The organism is Neobacillus sp. DHD-1R (assembly GCF_057747995.1).
The window spans coordinates 4,862,634-4,880,103 of the sequence record NZ_CM173232.1 but is presented as its reverse complement, the minus strand read 5'-3'; the positions used below and the strand labels follow the sequence as shown (position 1 = coordinate 4,880,103).

Annotated in this window: 15 protein-coding genes and 1 pseudogene; 11 read left to right on the top strand and 5 right to left on the bottom strand. The window is 39.3% G+C overall.

What is annotated here, in order from left to right; genetic code table 11:
- Window positions 1-114 precede the first annotated feature (114 nt).
- The 4 genes from AC3ANL_RS24070 (at window position 115) to AC3ANL_RS24055 (ending at window position 5,744) form a co-directional block, all read left to right on the top strand.
- Window positions 115-1,053 carry an FkbM family methyltransferase gene (locus tag AC3ANL_RS24070; protein WP_488326836.1) on the top strand — a complete coding sequence of 313 codons (939 nt, stop codon included), beginning with the start codon at window positions 115-117 and terminating at the stop codon, window positions 1,051-1,053.
- Between the two features lie 244 nt (window positions 1,054-1,297).
- Window positions 1,298-3,082, top strand: a complete 1,785-nt coding sequence (locus AC3ANL_RS24065; protein WP_488326835.1) for a LytS/YhcK type 5TM receptor domain-containing protein — start codon at window positions 1,298-1,300, stop codon at window positions 3,080-3,082.
- A complete protein-coding gene (locus tag AC3ANL_RS24060; RefSeq protein ID WP_488326834.1) occupies window positions 3,057-3,803 on the top strand; it encodes a LytR/AlgR family response regulator transcription factor in 747 nt (248 codons plus the stop codon). The genes AC3ANL_RS24065 and AC3ANL_RS24060 overlap by 26 nt, the downstream gene beginning before the upstream one ends.
- 135 nt (window positions 3,804-3,938) lie before the next feature.
- Complete coding sequence (locus AC3ANL_RS24055) at window positions 3,939-5,744, top strand: carbon starvation CstA family protein (RefSeq protein WP_488326833.1); 1,806 nt, start codon at window positions 3,939-3,941, stop codon at window positions 5,742-5,744.
- Window positions 5,745-5,827: 83 nt separating this feature from the next.
- Here AC3ANL_RS24055 and AC3ANL_RS24050 read toward each other — a convergent pair whose 3' ends face one another.
- Both AC3ANL_RS24050 and AC3ANL_RS24045 read right to left on the bottom strand, forming a co-directional pair.
- Window positions 5,828-6,103, bottom strand: a complete 276-nt coding sequence (locus AC3ANL_RS24050; protein ID WP_488326832.1) for a CC/Se motif family (seleno)protein — start codon at window positions 6,101-6,103, stop codon at window positions 5,828-5,830.
- Between the two features lie 305 nt (window positions 6,104-6,408).
- On the bottom strand, window positions 6,409-7,017 hold the full coding sequence (locus tag AC3ANL_RS24045; RefSeq protein WP_488326831.1) for an MFS transporter: 609 nt from the start codon (window positions 7,015-7,017) through the stop codon (window positions 6,409-6,411).
- A gap of 184 nt (window positions 7,018-7,201) precedes the next feature.
- Between AC3ANL_RS24045 and AC3ANL_RS24040 the strand changes: the two genes are divergently transcribed.
- Window positions 7,202-8,311: an FtsZ/tubulin family protein gene (locus tag AC3ANL_RS24040; RefSeq protein ID WP_488326830.1), complete on the top strand. Its 1,110-nt coding sequence runs from the start codon at window positions 7,202-7,204 to the stop codon at window positions 8,309-8,311.
- Between the two features lie 58 nt (window positions 8,312-8,369).
- On the opposite strand, the gene AC3ANL_RS24035 is transcribed toward AC3ANL_RS24040, so the two are convergent.
- Together AC3ANL_RS24035 and AC3ANL_RS24030 are read right to left on the bottom strand one after the other, a co-directional pair.
- Entirely contained in the window at window positions 8,370-9,122 is a 753-nt protein-coding gene (locus tag AC3ANL_RS24035) for an ABC transporter permease (RefSeq protein WP_488326829.1), read from the bottom strand.
- Window positions 9,119-9,850 carry an ABC transporter ATP-binding protein gene (locus tag AC3ANL_RS24030; protein ID WP_488326828.1) on the bottom strand — a complete coding sequence of 244 codons (732 nt, stop codon included), beginning with the start codon at window positions 9,848-9,850 and terminating at the stop codon, window positions 9,119-9,121. Before AC3ANL_RS24030 ends, AC3ANL_RS24035 begins: the two co-directional genes overlap by 4 nt.
- A 274-nt stretch (window positions 9,851-10,124) precedes the next feature.
- Between AC3ANL_RS24030 and AC3ANL_RS24025 the strand changes: the two genes are divergently transcribed.
- The 5 genes and pseudogenes from AC3ANL_RS24025 to nagE all read left to right on the top strand — a co-directional run bounded on the left by AC3ANL_RS24025 (window position 10,125) and on the right by nagE (window position 15,620).
- Window positions 10,125-11,822 (top strand): metallophosphoesterase family protein, encoded by a 1,698-nt coding sequence (locus tag AC3ANL_RS24025; protein WP_488326827.1) that lies wholly within the window; start codon window positions 10,125-10,127, stop codon window positions 11,820-11,822.
- 250 nt (window positions 11,823-12,072) lie between these two features.
- Complete coding sequence (locus AC3ANL_RS24020; RefSeq protein ID WP_488326826.1) at window positions 12,073-12,321, top strand: hypothetical protein; 249 nt, start codon at window positions 12,073-12,075, stop codon at window positions 12,319-12,321.
- 172 nt (window positions 12,322-12,493) lie between these two features.
- Window positions 12,494-12,652, top strand: a pseudogene (locus tag AC3ANL_RS24015) (aromatic ring-hydroxylating dioxygenase subunit alpha); the annotation flags it as partial.
- Between the two features lie 215 nt (window positions 12,653-12,867).
- Window positions 12,868-13,635: a TerC family protein gene (locus AC3ANL_RS24010; protein WP_488326825.1), complete on the top strand. Its 768-nt coding sequence runs from the start codon at window positions 12,868-12,870 to the stop codon at window positions 13,633-13,635.
- Window positions 13,636-14,174: 539 nt separating this feature from the next.
- On the top strand, window positions 14,175-15,620 hold the full coding sequence (nagE, locus tag AC3ANL_RS24005) for an N-acetylglucosamine-specific PTS transporter subunit IIBC (RefSeq protein ID WP_488326824.1): 1,446 nt from the start codon (window positions 14,175-14,177) through the stop codon (window positions 15,618-15,620).
- A gap of 88 nt (window positions 15,621-15,708) precedes the next feature.
- On the opposite strand, the gene AC3ANL_RS24000 is transcribed toward nagE, so the two are convergent.
- Window positions 15,709-16,536 (bottom strand): PRD domain-containing protein, encoded by an 828-nt coding sequence (locus AC3ANL_RS24000; RefSeq protein WP_488326823.1) that lies wholly within the window; start codon window positions 16,534-16,536, stop codon window positions 15,709-15,711.
- A gap of 206 nt (window positions 16,537-16,742) precedes the next feature.
- Between AC3ANL_RS24000 and AC3ANL_RS23995 the strand changes: the two genes are divergently transcribed.
- Complete coding sequence (locus tag AC3ANL_RS23995; protein ID WP_488326822.1) at window positions 16,743-17,342, top strand: methyltransferase; 600 nt, start codon at window positions 16,743-16,745, stop codon at window positions 17,340-17,342.
- Window positions 17,343-17,470: the final 128 nt, after the last annotated feature.

Here is a 17,470-nt window from a genome sequence, read left to right as displayed (position 1 = left end):
TATCGTAAGGCGGAGAGCGAAGGACACTAGCCGCTAGGGCACTGAAGCTGGACAATTCTCGAAGCGAAAACTTATAAATCCTTAAATAATAAAATTAAGCAGGAGGACAGATATTTGATTTCAAAAAGGGGTTTCGTTCGTAAACCAATGTTTATGAAAATGTGGGAGGAACATCCGACGATTTGGAAATTGTTAATTGATCTCGGAATTTTACTTAAATATAAAACATTAAAGATCGATAAATTGCCTAATAAAGTCGTATTACCCTCTGAAACTATTATGTATGTGAATGCAAATGAAAATCGAGGCAGGGCATTATTAATAAGTGACGGCATAACTCAAAACAGGCTTTTTCGATTTTGGAATCGGTCTGTAGAAGCTTGTTTACCAGAATTGATCATTGATGTTGGTGTCAATTATGGTGAATGTATATTTTCTGCCACCTATCCTGAACATGCAAAAATAGTTGGAATTGAGGCCAATCATCGCTTAATTCCATATATTAATCAATCGAAAGAGAATCACCCGAATAAAGGACAAATAACGATCATTCATGCCTTAGCATCCGATAAAAATGACCTCCAAAAAGATTTTTATATCGATCAACACTGGTCAGGCACCTCTTCTGCTTCCTATATGCCCGCTCATAATATGATTGAAAAAGTACCTGTAAGTGCCATCACAATTGATTCTCTCTTTGCTCAAAAGTTGTCGTATGGTAACGTGCTATTTAAGGTAGATGTTGAGGGGTATGAGGCATTTGTTTTAAAAGGAATGACAGAGTTGTTAGATAAATGTGAGGCGGCGATTGGTTTTATTGAATTTAACAGTGAATATATAGAAACATCAGGCATAGAGGCAGATGAATTCTTTACCTTCTTAAAAAAGAACTTTACAGTTTACATGTATGTAGACGATGATACTTTAGTAAAAGCAAACCTAATAAATTATAAGGATTTACAAACTATTTTTGGTACTAACTATATTCATACAGATTTTATTTTACTAACAAATGACGAGATGATAGAGGTATTTGATTTTACACTAATATAGATATTGTTTAAGGGGTAGTTTCCGATGGCGGTTAAGCATTGGGGACTGCCCTTTTTTACATTTCCTGTTTTACTAAGTAGGTGCGGGCTTCAAAAAAATAAATTCAGCAAACCTGGGATATTATAACTCTATAATTCTCTTTCGAAAAGCCCTTTCATTTTCTATAATGAAGTAGAGGACACGAATGTTTTGACCTGATCCTAATGACCATGTTTGCGTGTAACAACTGTAAGGGAGGGGTACTATGTTAAATTTAGCTCCATTGATGCTCGAAAAGGTGGGAATCATCGTTATTGTTGCTTTTTTGCTGTCGCAGATACGATCCTTCCGCCAAGTTATTCAAAACAAGCACAGCCCAACTGAAAAAATGATGCTCATTTTACTTTTTGGTACGTTTGGTATCATTAGTAATTATACCGGAATTGAAGTTCATCATCATACAATCGGCAGACCAGAGTGGCTTTCTGAAATGAATGAGGAGAGTGCCCTAGCCAATACGAGAGTTATGGGGATTGTGATAGGAGGATTATTAGGGGGTCCAACTGTTGGCATTGGTGCAGGGCTAATTGCAGGTCTTCATCGTTATACCCTTGGGGGGTTCACAGCCCTTTCTTGTGCCCTTTCAACCATTCTAGCCGGAATCGTTGCAGGATATTTTGGAAAAAAACGGAATCATAAGGGGAAACAAATTACACCTGGATTTGCTGTCATGATCGGAATGGTCTTAGAAACGGTTCAAATGTTAATCATTCTTGTCGCAGCAAAACCATTTAATCATGCCTGGGAGCTCGTTCAGCTTATTGGCTTCCCGATGATTTTTGGCAATGGATTAGGAACATTGCTGTTTATGCTCATTATTCAAATCATTAAACGGGACGAGGAACGTGCCAGAGCTAATCAAACCAACCTTGCCTTTCATATTGCAGATCAAACCCTGCCATTCTTTCGGCAAGGACTAACCATTCATTCGTGCAAGGAGATTGCTGAGATAATGCTTAGGCTGACGAATGCCGATGCAGTGGCGATCACGGATGACCATCAAGTTTTAGCTCATGTCGGAGCTGCCGCAGATCACCATATTCCCAAGTCAAAGCCGGAGACAGGCTTGACGAGGAAAGTACTCGAGAACGGTAAGATTTCCATTGCAAGATCGAGGGAGGAAATCTCCTGCCATCATGGTCAATGTCCGTTAGCTGCAGCGATTGTCTTACCCTTAAAGATAAAAAACAAAATCTTTGGCACCTTAAAAATGTATTATACAGAGCCTGAAAAACTGGATAAGGTGCAGCAGGAATTAGCGGAAGGGCTGGGCAATCTTTTTTCAACACAGCTGGAGCTTGCCGAGGCAGAGAGACAGACGAAGCTGTTAAAAGATGCAGAAATTAAAGCATTACAAGCACAGATTCATCCGCACTTTTTATTTAATAGTATTAACACCATCTCGGCACTGTGCCGGACAAATCCGGATAAAGCTCGTAAATTATTATTGGAGCTCAGTTCCTTTTTTCGCGGCAATCTTCAAGGCGCAAGGCAGATGCTGATCCCCCTAGAAAAAGAATTAGCGACTGTTAAGGCCTATCTATCATTAGAACAAACTCGTTTTCCTAACAAATATAATATTGAATTTCAAATCGAACCGAATCTCGAAAAGGCCCTGATTCCCCCCTTTACTTTGCAGCCTTTAGTGGAAAATGCCATTCATTATGGTTTTCCTCAAAGCAAATCAGTCGGGGAAATTACCATCACCATTTTTTCGAAAAAGAATCAATTGAACATTATCGTTGCGGATAATGGAAAAGGCATATCAGAAGAACAAATGGAAGTGCTCGGTAAGCAAGTGGTCGATTCTAAAAAAGGAAATGGCACAGCCATTTTTAATATAAGTGAACGTTTAAAAGGAATTTATAATGGCCAAGCCCATTTATTCTTAAAAAGTAAACCAAATCATGGAGCGACCGTTACCATTTCCATACCGCTTGATAGTAAAGGAGTTTTGGATCAAGATGTTGAAAGCGTACATAGTGGATGACGAACCATTAGCGAGAGATGAATTAAAATACCTGCTTATTCGAAGTGAACAGGTGGAAATTTTAGGGGAAAGTGATTGCCTGGAGGATGCACTTGCGGCCATTACATTGCTAGAACCAGATCTTGTTTTCTTAGATATTGAATTAGCTGAAGATAATGGGTTGAGTTTAGCGAGACAATTAGAAGCTCTTGATCAACCGCCCGCGATCGTTTTTGCAACCGCATATGATAACTATGCGATAGAGGCATTTGAAGTAAATGCGGTTGATTATATATTAAAACCATTTGATGAGGAACGAATTCAAAAAACCTTGGAAAAAATGAAAAAAATCCATTATCTTGGGACTAAAAAGGTGCAAGCACCTATCCATACCGCAGTGAATCAGCAGGACAGTACTGGAAAAATGGCGGTTCTTGTGGATGAACGCATTATGTTACTAACCATAGCCGATATTCTTTATTTAGAAGCTAGTGATGGCAAGTGTAACATCATTACGATTGATCAAACCTACAAAGTGGGGGATGCTCTTGTTGTGTTGGAGAAAAAGTTAACGAACGCTAAATTTCTACGTATTCACCGAAGCTTTATCGTAAACTTGGATCATATTGTCGAAATCGAACCATGGTTTAATTCTACCTATAATTTACATATGAGGGATGGCTCGCAGGTTCCGGTAAGTCGAACCTATGTAAAACTATTAAGGCAGCAACTAGGTTTTTAGAAAATTTGCATTTCATTGTTTGATTTTTGCAATTCAACCTTCTATTTCTGCATTTTATCTTGAAAACGAAGTAAATGCGCTTTCATTTTGTAAAATGGATGATGTAGAAACAATAGTAAGGGGGATTAGAGAAAAATGAATGCGATTACAATTGTTATTGCTTCAATATGTATCCTTTTAATTGTGTACCGTTTATATGGTACTTTTATGGCAGCAAAGGTTTTAAAGCTTAATGATTCAAAACCGACACCTGCTCAGAAGTTGGAAGATGGACGAGACTATGTCCCAACAAACAAATGGGTCGTTTTTGGCCACCATTTTGCGGCGATTGCAGCAGCAGGTCCGTTAGTTGGTCCTATTTTAGCAGCACAATTTGGTTATTTACCGGGCTTGATTTGGCTCCTTGTCGGTGCAGTTATTGGTGGAGCGGTTCACGATATGGTCGTTCTGTTTGCCTCTATGCGTCGAGATGGAAAATCTTTATCAGAAGTAGCCAAAGAAGAACTTGGACCTGTCGCAGGGTTCTGTACAGGACTAGCCATGTTATTTATTATCACGATAACGATGGCTGGATTATCAATGGTTGTTCTTGGTGCACTTGAAAGAAACCCATGGGGAACATTTGCTGTAGGGATCACGATTCCAATTGCGATGGGGGTTGGATTATATCATAAAAAGACCGGAAACTTAAAAATTGCCACGATTGTCGGCTTTGCTTTAATCATGGCAGCTATCATCCTAGGGCCAAATATTCAAGGTACATGGTTTGGCGACATGTTAACGCTTGAAAAAAGCACATTAGCACTTATTCTTCCAATCTATGCTTTTTTTGCAGCAGCATTACCTGTTTGGTTATTGCTGGCACCACGCGATTATTTAAGCACATTCATGAAAATTGGCGTATTTGCAGCCCTCATTATTGGGGTATTCATTGTAAATCCAGATGTTCAATTTCCAGCCTTTACTCAATTCTTAAATGGCGGGGGTCCTGTTGTAGCAGGTCCGGTTTGGCCGTTTATCTCCATCACCATTGCTTGTGGAGCCATTTCCGGTTTCCACGCATTCGTCGGCTCTGGTACCACACCGAAAATGATTAATCGTTGGAGCGATGTGAAAGGTGTTGCCTTTGGTGCCATGCTTGTCGAATGTTTAGTTGCGATTATGGCTTTAATTGCCGCTGTATCATTGCAACCAGGTGATTATTTTGCGATCAATTCCACACCAGAGAAATTTGCTGCTCTTGGAATGGAAACCGTTCATTTAGATGAACTTAGTAAAGAAGTGGGAATGGACCTTGAAGGAAGAACAGGTGGAGCGGTAACGCTTGCTGTCGGAATGACATACATCTTTGCTGCTGTTCCATTCTTTGAAAAATTAGCTTCCTATTTCTATCAATTTGTTATTCTATTTGAGGCTGTCTTTATTTTAACGGCGATTGATTCCGGAACGCGGGTTGCTCGTTACCTTATTCAAGATTTCTTAGGGGACTTTATTAAACCGTTAAAACGTACCGATTCATTAGGAGCTAACATTGTTGCCAGTGCGTTGGCCTGCTTCGTCTGGGGATATCTGCTTTTCTCAGGGGACATTAGTTCCGTCTGGGCACTGTTCGGTGTATCCAACCAATTGATGGCATCAATCGGTCTCATCATAGGTGCAACAGTTGTACTGAAGATTGCAGAAAAACGGTGGTACATGCTGACATGTCTCATTCCACTAGCCTATTTGTTCGTAACCGTTATGGTAGCAGGTTATTGGATGATGAAAAATGTTTACTTTAATGCAGCAAACCCTGGTTATAACGTATTAAATGGAATCCTTTCCATTATCATGCTCGTCCTTGGAGTCGTCATTATGGTTACGTCGATTACTAAATGGATCAAGCTATGGAAAATTCCACAACATATTTTAAAGAAAAATTCCGATAAGGAAGTTGCATAACAACACAGAAGCACTCATCACTTGGATGGGTGCTTCTCTGTTTTATGCTATGTACTGTGAAAGGAAAGAGCGTGTTATGAAAATTATTGGAGCTTTGCGGAAATAGATTTTAGGAAGCTAAAACCTGAAGTGGATAGTTTAAGTGTTTCTTTGCCTCTAATTGTTTTTTGTACATAGATGGCGAGATCATCGACTAAGAATTCATGAAAGTTAGTTATTGTCTTTGGTTTTCCAGGAACAGCAACCAGATCCTGTACTCCTGGAGCACAACAAGCCTTTACTTCCATTGTTTTTACGGTTAATTGATTCCCCTTCAAGGCGATCCAATCTTTTACCCCTGCATCCACTTCGATATTCATATTCCATTCCACCTCTTTTTTTCGTCCTATTATCTAGTATAATATAGAAATTTTTCCTATAATAGCAGCGACTTGAAAAAAAGCAGCCCCATTCTGGACCTTTTTTTAGAATGGCATTATGAACAAAAAGATCGTGTTCTACCCAAAAGTGCTCTAGAAGAAGAAAGTCGGCCGACTAATACTTAACCCATAATCCAATCCTGCATGGAAGCCATCTAGAGTTTATTTGACGCTTGCTTTCCTCCTAGACGAAATGAGATAAATCAATAAAATGGCAATCATTGAAATGGATGAATACCCAAATGTCATTCCATAACCGACATACTTTGCAAGGAATCCAAGTCCATGCTGTCCTTTTTTATTAATAGACTGCAGATGAATGAAAAGAACATGAGGAAGAGAGTAATAACCAGCATCGATTTGAAAGAATGATTAGCTAGATAAGCAATTGCGATCATCGGCCCAAGTGACGTTCCAATGCTGGTTGACATGGCGAAGAAAACAAGGCCTTCACCTAAACGGGAACTTGGAACTATGCTGCTAGATAGGGTATAGAGTAAATTTGTCAGCAGGCAGAATCCTATACCTTGAATCGCTCGAATAAAAATTAAAAATCCAATAGAATCATTAAAAAAGATAAGTACAATGGTTGCCATAAAATAGATAAGGGAAACAAGGAGGAGTACTTTCATATTTATTCTTTGGATAATTACACTAGCGAAGAATCGTGTGATGAGAGAGGCGATCATTAAGGTTGTCGTCAATGTCCCAGCTATAGCAGGATTATTAGCTATTGTGGATACATAGAGTGGAAATCCTGATGTAATCATATATAAAGCAGCAAACATAACTAATGATGAAATAATGATTGAAGTATATTGACCTGTCCATAATTTTACTTTTGTTTGATTCAAGCTGACTTAACTCCACTAAATTTATGAACTTTTTGGTGAATTCATGTCCTCACTATTTTATCCTTTTCTTGGAGAAACTATGTGAACCCGTTTACATTTGAATAGACAAAGTGAACAGTTGCGAAAAACAGCATAACCCACAACTAACATGAGTATGATTTTAGAAAGAGAAGGAGGCGATCTGATGAAATCAATTGGGATTTTAGGAGTCGGTCAAGCAGGCGGTAATTTAGCGGAAATTGCCTCATCGATGGGGTTTCAAACCGCACTTATTAATACAAATCAACGTGATGGCTTAGTGAACACAAGGGTGGAAAAGAAGTATTTTGTGCCGGGTTACAATGGTGCAGGTCAGGATCGTTCGATTGGATTACGAGCGGTTAACGAAAACTATCGAGAGATTGTAGACTTTGTACAGGGTTCCTTTAAAAATATTAGACTGTTATTAGTAGCCTTTTCAACCGATGGCGGTACTGGGTCAGGGATGAGCCCGTTGTTGATGGATTTGTTATTAGACCAAATGCCTGGGGTTAACATAGGGGCGATTGCAGTTGTGCCTGATCGAAATGTATTAGCCGGTAATCGCATTAATGCGGCTGAGTGTATTGAGGAGATTTCTAAGATAGATTCGCTCTCATCGGTGTTCCTGGTTGATAATGATCAAATGAGGAAGTTAAACCCACAATCCAGTAAACATCAGATCTACCTTTCGTCTAATCATCAAGTCATGGAAGCCATTATGAGTGTGCTGCAAGTAACGAAAAAGAGCTCGTTTTACGGAAATTTTGATGAAACCGATCTAATGAATATATTGGGAACAAGAGGCGTAACACTCATTTCTTCTGCCGCGATTACCGATGCAAAAACAACCTCCGATGTTTCTAGTAAAATCCAACAGTCCTGGGCAAATTCAATTTTCTGTCCAGTGGAGTCAACCGGTGTCATCCGCGCGGGTTTAATCTACGAAGGGTCAGAAAAAATGGCTAAGCTTATTAATGTACCATCAATTTTTGAACGGATTGGAGAGCCGCTGGAATTATTCGAAGGGACCTATATCTCGGAAGCGGACCCGACGGTAACAACTATTTTAGCGGGACTCGCCTTTCCTTCACGGCGTCTGCATGCCCTTGAAGAATCCTTAGAGAAGAACAAAGACCGGCTGCAGAACCTAGTCAAAAAGGAACATACCCAGAAATATGAATCAAAAATATCATGGGCATCAAACCTAAAAGCAAGACCCCAAGAAAGAAAATCCAGCACATTCTCATCTAAGCTAAATAAATACCAAAAATAAGAGGGAAATATAGTAAATGGTGTCAGGCACCACATCGTGGTGCCTGACACCATTTGCACTATTTAGCCCTTAGTAACTGCATGCGCTGGTTGAAGAGGCCTGGGTATGATAAGTATCCGAGCATGGCGCTTGTGACGGCTGCGGTTGTTAAGAGTAGAAAGAGGATGAGCAATTGAAATTGGACTGCTTGCATAGGGTCGGCTCCTGCGATGATTTGGCCGCTCATCATTCCCGGCAGTTGGACAAGGCCGATTGTTTTTTGGCTCTCGATTGTCGGAATCATACTTGCTTTTATCGAAGTAATCAGCTGTGTATGGATCGCTTGTTTAGGTGTCCCGCCAAGTGACAGGATGAGTTCGGTCTCATCTTGATGTGCGTCTACTTCTGATGTAAATCTGTTAAGGAAAAGAATCGCGAGCACCATCGAGTTACCGATGACCATGCCGCTAAGTGGGATGATGTACTGGGCTGTTGCCGGCGTGATCTTGAACCCAAGTAAAATACTTTGCGTCAGCACTTCGATCACAACTAGTGTGACAACCAATTTCCAAGTGATCCCTTTAATCGAAGCGCCTTTTTTTCTAGCATTTTGTGTGGCCGCAGCAATCATAATGGTTACCATCAGTAAAATATACACCATATGCTCAGCATCAAATACAAACTTCAGAATATAACCAACCACCAATAATTGAATGATGGAGCGTACCACTGCGATGATGGTGTCCCTTTCCAGTCCTAGGTTAAGCGTTTTGGATAAAACGATTGGAAGGATGACGAAAATAAGGGCAATGGTTAATTGGAGATAACTCATTCCAACTCCCCCTTTACAAAATGTTGCACTTTTTCATGAACAGGTGAGCGAAGTAAGTCGCTTTTCCCGGTTTCAATTACTTCCCCATTCATCATGACCCAAGTGTAATGTCCAATCGTCATTGCCTGCTCTAAATTATGCGTAATCCAGATAATGGTGGTCGCGTATTTTTGATTGATATTAACAATTAATTCTTCGATATCCTGCTGTGAGATTCGGTCCAATGAAGAGGTGATTTCGTCCAGCAATAATAGCTGGGGATGATTAACAAGTGTCCTTGCAATCGATACCTTTTGGCGTTGTCCCCCTGATAAATCCTTGATAGACCGATGCAGAAATTCTACCCCCAACCCCACATCATGCAATAAATTTTTAGCGTCTTTTTCAGCTAATTGCCTCCCCTGAAGTGCTAACGGTAAGGCTAGATTTTTCAAAACGGTGCCATTGATCATGGGCGCACTTTGAAGGGCCATTCCCACAAGTCTGCGTAATTCCACTGGTTCATAGCTGCTGATCATTTTCTCTTTGATATGAATATCTCCACTATCAGGTGATAGCAGACCATTGCATAATTTCAGCAAGGTTGTTTTTCCAGCTCCTGAAGGCCCTACTAACGTGGTGATATAGCCTTCCGGAAAAGACCCGGTAATATTTTTTAAAATCTGGTTACCATCTACGGAATAATTGACTTGGCTAAAATGTATGGCGGGTTTATAGCCTGAAATCATCAAGTACACTTCCTTAAAGAAAGAAAACAGCAACCAACATCCAATTCTGTTTTCTTCAAATTCTTTCAACCTTGAAGAGCAACTCTTTTATTACCAATTTAATTTTACTGTATGGAGAACTAATTTAAAAACTTAACAGAGTTAAACAAACTTTTATTTTTTGAGTATTTATCGGAAAGTTTACACAACTCCAACTCCAGCTTAACATTGGCTAAATGATTATTAAGTAATATTTTAATAAAAGAATAGCATCATGTTGGGAGGAAAATGAACCGTGAAAAACCAAACAGTCGATAAAGATGTAAAACCACCCCATTATAAGGAAATGAACCGGCGCGCCTTTTTGCATAAGACAACAATGGTTGTCGGAGCGGCTGTGGGGGCCACGCTTGTAAACTCATTAACAGGTTTGCCGGTCAGTGCTGTATCCAATTCATCTATAATGAATTCAATGGAAAACAAACCAGATTTAGTTTTTCCTGTTATTAGTGATGTACATATTAAGTCAAGTAATGATCAAACATTGGAAAAGTTCGTGACGACATTAGAGCAATTAAACCAAGTTGCACCCAATCAGGATGCATTTTTAGTTGTTGGCGATTTAACGGATAATGGTTATACATTAGAATATGATAAATTTTTCTCAGCTTATAATAAGAGGAAACAAACCCAAGCTGTTTCGATGTTTACCATCGGAAATCATGATTACTGGAATGGACTCTCTGTAACAGACGCCAAGAAGCGCTTCCTTGAAAAGACGGGGATGGAATCCATTTATTATCATAAAGTCATCAAGGGCTATCATTTTATCATACTTGGCCCAGAAGATGGCGTAACGGAAGGGACATACTCTGAGCATCAAATTGCATGGCTGGCCGAACAACTCAAGCAGGCGGCAGCTGAGGACGCACATAAACCTATTTTTGTTTTCCATCATCAGCCCATTAAAGGAACCGTCTATGGAAGTGAATGGGGTTTTTCGAAAAATAGAGACCTGTTCTACAATACGTTAAAACCTTATCCCCAGGTGATATCTTTTTCCGGTCACACCCATTACCCATTAGATGACCCAAAAATTATTCATCAACAGGATTTTACCTCGATTGGAACTTCAACAGGTGCCTACTTGTGGCTTGATAGGGGAAGAATTCAAGGGGAAGTTCCAGAGGGAGCAGACGTCTTGAATCAGGCACTGATTGTTGAGGTACATCATAATAAAGTCTTGTTGAAACGCAGGGATATTCATAACAATGATTGGACCGGAGAGGCATTTGAAATCAGTCTGCCTGCAAAGAAGAATAAATTTACATACACAGAGGATCGCGATAAACAGGCGCCTATTTTTACCAAAGAGGCAATGATCTCTATCGTTCAGGACCAAACGGCAGCATCTGGCCTTGCTGTGATGTTTACTCAAGCCAAAGATGACCTGCTTGTTCATGATTATAAGCTAAAAGTAATTAATGTAGAGACAGGGAAACTGGAAAAAGAAATTCTTGCCTTTTCCGAGTTTTATAAGGATCCAATCCCCAATCCTTTAACATTACCAATCAATGGTTTAAAATCAAATACTTTTTATGAAATAGAAGTAGTTGCTCTTGATGCATTTGCCAATGAAAGTCCTACCTCGTTGAAGACGTTTGGAAAAACTGCACAAGGACCTGTCATGACTCTTTCTAAAGGTACAACCAATGGTGTAGACGACAAAGTAGATATAATTGTAGAAAATGTAAGAGTTCCAAATGGGGACTGGATTGGTCTCTATGAAGGGAATGAAAATCCTGGTAATGTAGCTTCCATCTGGTGGATGTACACCAAAGTGACAGATGGAACCTTTAAAATTACCTATGATCCAAAAAACAATTCATTTCCAGCGAGATACAAAGAAGGCGGAACCTATAAATTCGTTTATTTCTATGGCAGTGGGTATGATGCTGTGGCTGAAACAACCTTTACAGTTGGAAGCAAATAATCTCAGTTCAATCCAAGTAAAGAGGAGTCCGAAACAAAGCGGTTTTCTATCCACGGATATATCATAAAATTCGCGGTTAAGGTGTAATCTTACACTTGGATATATCCATTTAGGAGATCGAATGTAGGGAAAAACAACAATCAGTACGAAAACGGCCATAAAATTAGGACAAGATAGGTGGTTTGCCTTTCCACATAAATGACATCCTCCATATTTTATAGTAAGTCCAAGTATAAAAGGAGGATTTTTCATGCAACTAGATTTTAATCAAGCAAAGCGTTTAGAGGGTAAGATGATTCAGTTTAAAAATAAACAAGGAGAATGGTCAATCGGAAAAGTGGCTAAGGTATCAAAAGAGGGACTTGAGATTGAAGAATTAAGTTCCTCTAGCCCTAATGATGGTTATGGATTTGGTTTTTGGGGACCGAGACCGTTTTTTAGAAGACCGGTATTCTTCACATTTGTCGGATTTGGTTTCGCTCCATTCTTCCTTTGGTAATAAATATGTGTTCTACAAAAAAGATCACAAAAAGCACTGAAGCGCCATCTAATCGATGGAACTTCGGTGCTTTTGTTAGTTTTTGTCCTCTTTAGACAAGAAGATGATGACTTTTTTACTTGAAACACAAGGTCGAGCAAAATACATACTTCATTATGTCAATGATTCCTGCCCCCAAGATAAGCCTATTGTTGAAAATCAGAATCTGGAGGATTTACCACTGGATTTGCAAGTGGAGCTTTCGTTGAAATGTGACCGAATGAGCATTGCTTATCGTCAAAATTTAAATAAACTCGGTGTTACACTCGGAACGGAACAAAAAGTATTGTAGAAAAAGGATGAACAGTTAGTTCGGAAAGTAAGAAACAAGTTGGAACCTAGTCGGATGAGGTGTGTTTTCACACTTTAGCCGGCTTTTTTGTTTAAAAGTGAGCGGTCTGTTGCGGCGAAAAATTTGAAAATATGGGAAAAATACTATACTGTTTTAGTATAGACAGAACACTTAATTGTTAACTTAGAAACAAGTGTTTACACAATAAAGGAGACTTGAACATGTTAGACGAAGTATTATCAACCTTTGCATCTATGCTGGATTGGCAGATGTGGGCAGAGGTGTTGAGTTCGCCAAAAGCGTGGGGATTAATTTTATCCTTAGCTGTGCTGGAATGTATTTTATCTGCCGATAATGCCCTGGTGTTATCAGCCTTTGTTAAACCATTACCAAAAGAGCAGCAAAAGAAAGCATTAATTTATGGCCTTTGGGGCGCGTATGTATTCCGGTTCATTTTCATTGGACTCGGTACCTTTTTAATAAAATTATGGTTTATTAAGTTAATTGGTGCCTTGTATTTATTATATCTGTCAGTCAAGTTCTTTATCGACAAGTTTAAAAGCAAGGACGATGGCGAAGAGGAAGAAATTCGCAAGCCAAAGGGCTGGTTAACAACTACCTTTGGTGTATTCTGGGCCACGGTTATTAGTGTCGAGCTAATGGATTTAGCCTTTTCTGTTGATAGTATTCTTACCGCACTTGCTGTCTCCGATGAAGTCTGGGTAGTCTTACTTGGCGGGATGATTGGAATTCTATTAATGCGGGGAGTTGCCACCTTCTTTATTAGCTTAATGAACAGAGTTCCCGAGCTTGAAACAACAGCATATGTATTAATTACATTTATTGCGTTTAAAATGGGGCTGACTCTTGTTGGAATTGAAATTCCAAATGAAATATTTATAATCGTGATGATCCTTGCGTTTATCGCAACGTTTATCATCCACGGGATTCGAAAATCGCGGGGAGAAAAGTATTCGCACTAACGAAATTAAAGCAGATGGCAACGAGGGTTATTATAGCCCCTGACTCATCTGCTTTTTTTATTGTTACCTTAATAAAAATCATTCAGTTTGTTAGATAAATCAAATAATTGACAACGTATACATGTTGATTTTTTAATAGTTCGATGGTATGATGCTCTTAAGAAATTTAATATCGATCACATGTTACTAATAACTATTAGGCATGGTGGTAAATAAATGGCCTCCACAGGCTCTTTTATTGTACCCCCATGCCTTTTTTATTTGTAATCTACCCTGAGTACCTGTACTAGGCGGGAGTAAAAGGCAGTAAGATAATACTAGGCAGTTTTTTTCTAACCATGAAAGTTCTATAAATCCACTAGTAAATGTACAAAGTATCCTGCTTGAGGAGATTTCAGGTTTTTAAGGAGGTGATGATAAAGCAAGACCTGGCAAAACAGCAACTATCTTATTTGTTTAAAGTAATTATTCCTTATCGTTGTTTTTGAAGATTAGTTGTTTTGTTGGTAGAAAAAAATATAAATAGGGGGTTTAGACTTATGAAGAAATATCTACAAAAACTCGGAAGTTCATTAATGTTACCGGTAGCCGTATTGCCGGCTGCAGCTATTTTGATGGGTATTGGTTATTGGATTGACCCTGCTGGTTGGGGTGCTGACAGTCCGTTAGCCGCTTTCTTAATTAAAGCTGGTAGTTCAATCATTGACAATATTCCCATCCTGTTTGCGGTTGGTGTAGCATTAGGGATGTCAAAGGAGAAGGATGGTTCAGCTGCTTTAAGCGGTCTGGTTGCCTTTTTAGTTGTTACCACATTGCTTTCAACAGGTACTGTAGCATTGTTGGAGGGAATTGATGTCACCAAAGTTGACCCATCCTTTGAAAAAATCAAGAATGCGTTCGTCGGGATCATTTCTGGTATCGTTGCATCAATGATGTACAATCGTTTCAGTCATGTCAAATTACCAGATGCTCTGGCTTTCTTTAGTGGGAAACGATTAGTACCAATTATGACGGCTGTTTCCATGCTGGTGGTTTCTGGAGTATTATTCTTTATTTGGCCAGTTATCTATACTGGGTTAGTTACGTTTGGTAAAACCATTAGTGATTTAGGTGCATTTGGTGCAGGACTATACGGATTCTTTAACCGATTGTTAATTCCAACAGGGTTGCATCACGCGTTAAACTCCGTGTTCTGGTTTGATGTAGCCGGAATTAATGATATTGGTAATTTCTGGGCCAGCAAAGGGGAAAAGGGTGTAACGGGCATGTATCAAGCTGGTTTCTTCCCGATCATGATGTTTGGATTACCAGCAGCAGCGTTAGCCATGGTTCATACAGCTAAAACGAAGAGGAAAAAGCAAGTCGCTTCGTTAATGTTGGCAGCCGGCTTTGCAGCCTTCTTTACAGGTGTTACAGAACCAATTGAATTTGCCTTTATGTTCTTAGCGCCAATGCTTTACCTCGTGCATGCGATTTTAACTGGTCTTTCATTAGCGATTGCAGCAGCGTTCCATTGGACGGCTGGATTTGGTTTTAGTGCCGGACTTGTGGACTTTTTATTAAGCTTAAGAATCCCAATCGCCAATCAGCCTTATATGTTATTGGTGCAAGGTTTAGTATTTGCTGTTATCTATTACTTCCTATTCCGCTTCATTATTGTGAAGTTCAACTTAATGACTCCTGGCCGTGAAGAAGATGAGGAAGAGGAAGTAGAAGGAGCTGCGGGAGACAATAAATTTGCTTCAATGGCTGCAACTATTTATGAAGGATTAGGCGGAGACGCGAACGTCGTTGCGGTTGATAACTGTGTTACACGGTTAAGATTAGAAGTCAAAGACATGAATGCTGTCGATCAAAAGAAAATCAAATCTACCGGTGTACCTGGAATTAATGTGGTTGGACCGAAGAACATTCAGGTTATTATTGGAACCAATGTCCAATTTGTAGCGGATGAGGTCCATAAAATCCGTAAAGAAAATAAATAAGGATCAATAGAAAAACGCTTAGACACATGGGTCTAAGCGTTTTTTTAATGCGTGTCTTGGCTTTTGCCTGTACTGGCTCACCCATTGTCTAGGTTTTTTTAAGTCCGCGCAATCTTTCAATATGTATGGTGATATAGCCCAGTTCTTGAGCTGGAAGCTGAATTCCAGCGCTTCTCGAGAGGAGTTTAGCGACATGCTCCGCACACTGATAGGAAAAGGAGAATTTATTTTTTATCATCGTTAGCATCTCGGTATCCATTATTGAACTTTGGGGATGATTGATTCGAGAGACTGCGAAGCGAAGATGCGTCATTAAACGTTGATAGGATAAATCATCTTCCTCAATCTCTATGTTCATGAATTCTTTAATCGCCTGAATCATTTCACCGATAATCGCTGTCTGTCTTAGCGTTTGCTTCAGGTCACCGCCTTGCAGCTTAGCAGTATGGATATGAAGGGCTAAATAGGCCGCTTCGTCAACCGGCATTTTTATGTTCGTCTTTTTTTCAATGTGCCGAACCGCCCACATTCCGATTTCAAATTCCTTTTTATAAAGAACCTTGATTTCTTGTAAGAGCTTATTTTTAAGATGAATGCCTTCCCTGACCCGTTCAATAGCAAAGGATAAGTGGTCCGTTAAGGCAATATGAATATGGTCGTTTAATTTTGAACCAAGAGATTCTTCTGCATACGTGATGATTTCCTCAGCGAGGGCGAAGTGTTCCTCAGGAATTTGGAGCAGCAGCTGTTGGAACTTCTCGTTTTCTTTTAAAATAAATAGCTTTTCAATTTTTGCCGGATTAATAATATCATTCTTTCTTTTTTGAAAGGCGATTCCCGCACCAATGGCAATTTTTTCTTCGTTATCATCTGAAACAACAACAGCATTGTTATTCAATATTTTTTTTATTTTCAACTTGGAGTCAGCTCCTTGTTTTATATGTCAACGAGCCCGTGCCTAATATAGGTATGTCTTAATAAAATAGCTTTCGACATAATTTTCTGTTTTCCCTTCTTATTACGCTAATTATTTGTAATTAAGAGAGGGAGGGCTCCATTTTTTAAAAATAAATGTCATAATATGAATAGTAAATGATGAGAAAAAGTATATAGGAGTTACCCATGAAAGAATACCAGTATGATAAGTTACTTAACATAAAAACTCGTGAACTGCAGCAAGGATTTAACAAATCCGTGCATTATCATCGATATGAGCCCACACCATATGCAGCACTGGAGGAGCTATTCCGTCACTATGAAGTAAAAAGCAGTGACCACATTGTTGATTATGGCTGTGGGAAAGGGCGGCTAAATTTTTACATTCATTATTTTTTTAATGCCTCTGTTTCAGGAATTGAGATGAATAAGGTCCTCTTTCACGAAGCAATACAAAATCGAAAGAGTTATGTTAAAAAAAATAATAAAGAGAAGCTCCAGTTTCTTTGCTGTCTTGCTGAGGAGTATGAGGTTACGGACTTGGATGACCGCTTTTACTTTTTCAACCCGTTTTCAGTTCAAGTTTTTCGGAAAGTTATTCATAATATCTTGTTATCCGTCGAAAAATCTCCGCGCGCGATGGAACTTGTCTTATATTACCCGTCAGCGGACTATATCTTTTTCTTGGAAAATGACACCCCCTTTGAGTTGAAAAAGGAAGTACTGGTGCCGTTTGTTTCCAAACATAATCCCAATGAGCGTTTTTTGATTTATTCCCTTCAATAGTTAACGGTGTCAGGCATCATAGATGGACAATTGTCCATCCGTGGTGCCTGACACCGTTTTTGCTTCCGTTTTAATATCTAGATTCATGTGGATTTATTCGGGAAAAGGGTACAAACCTAGAGCCTGTC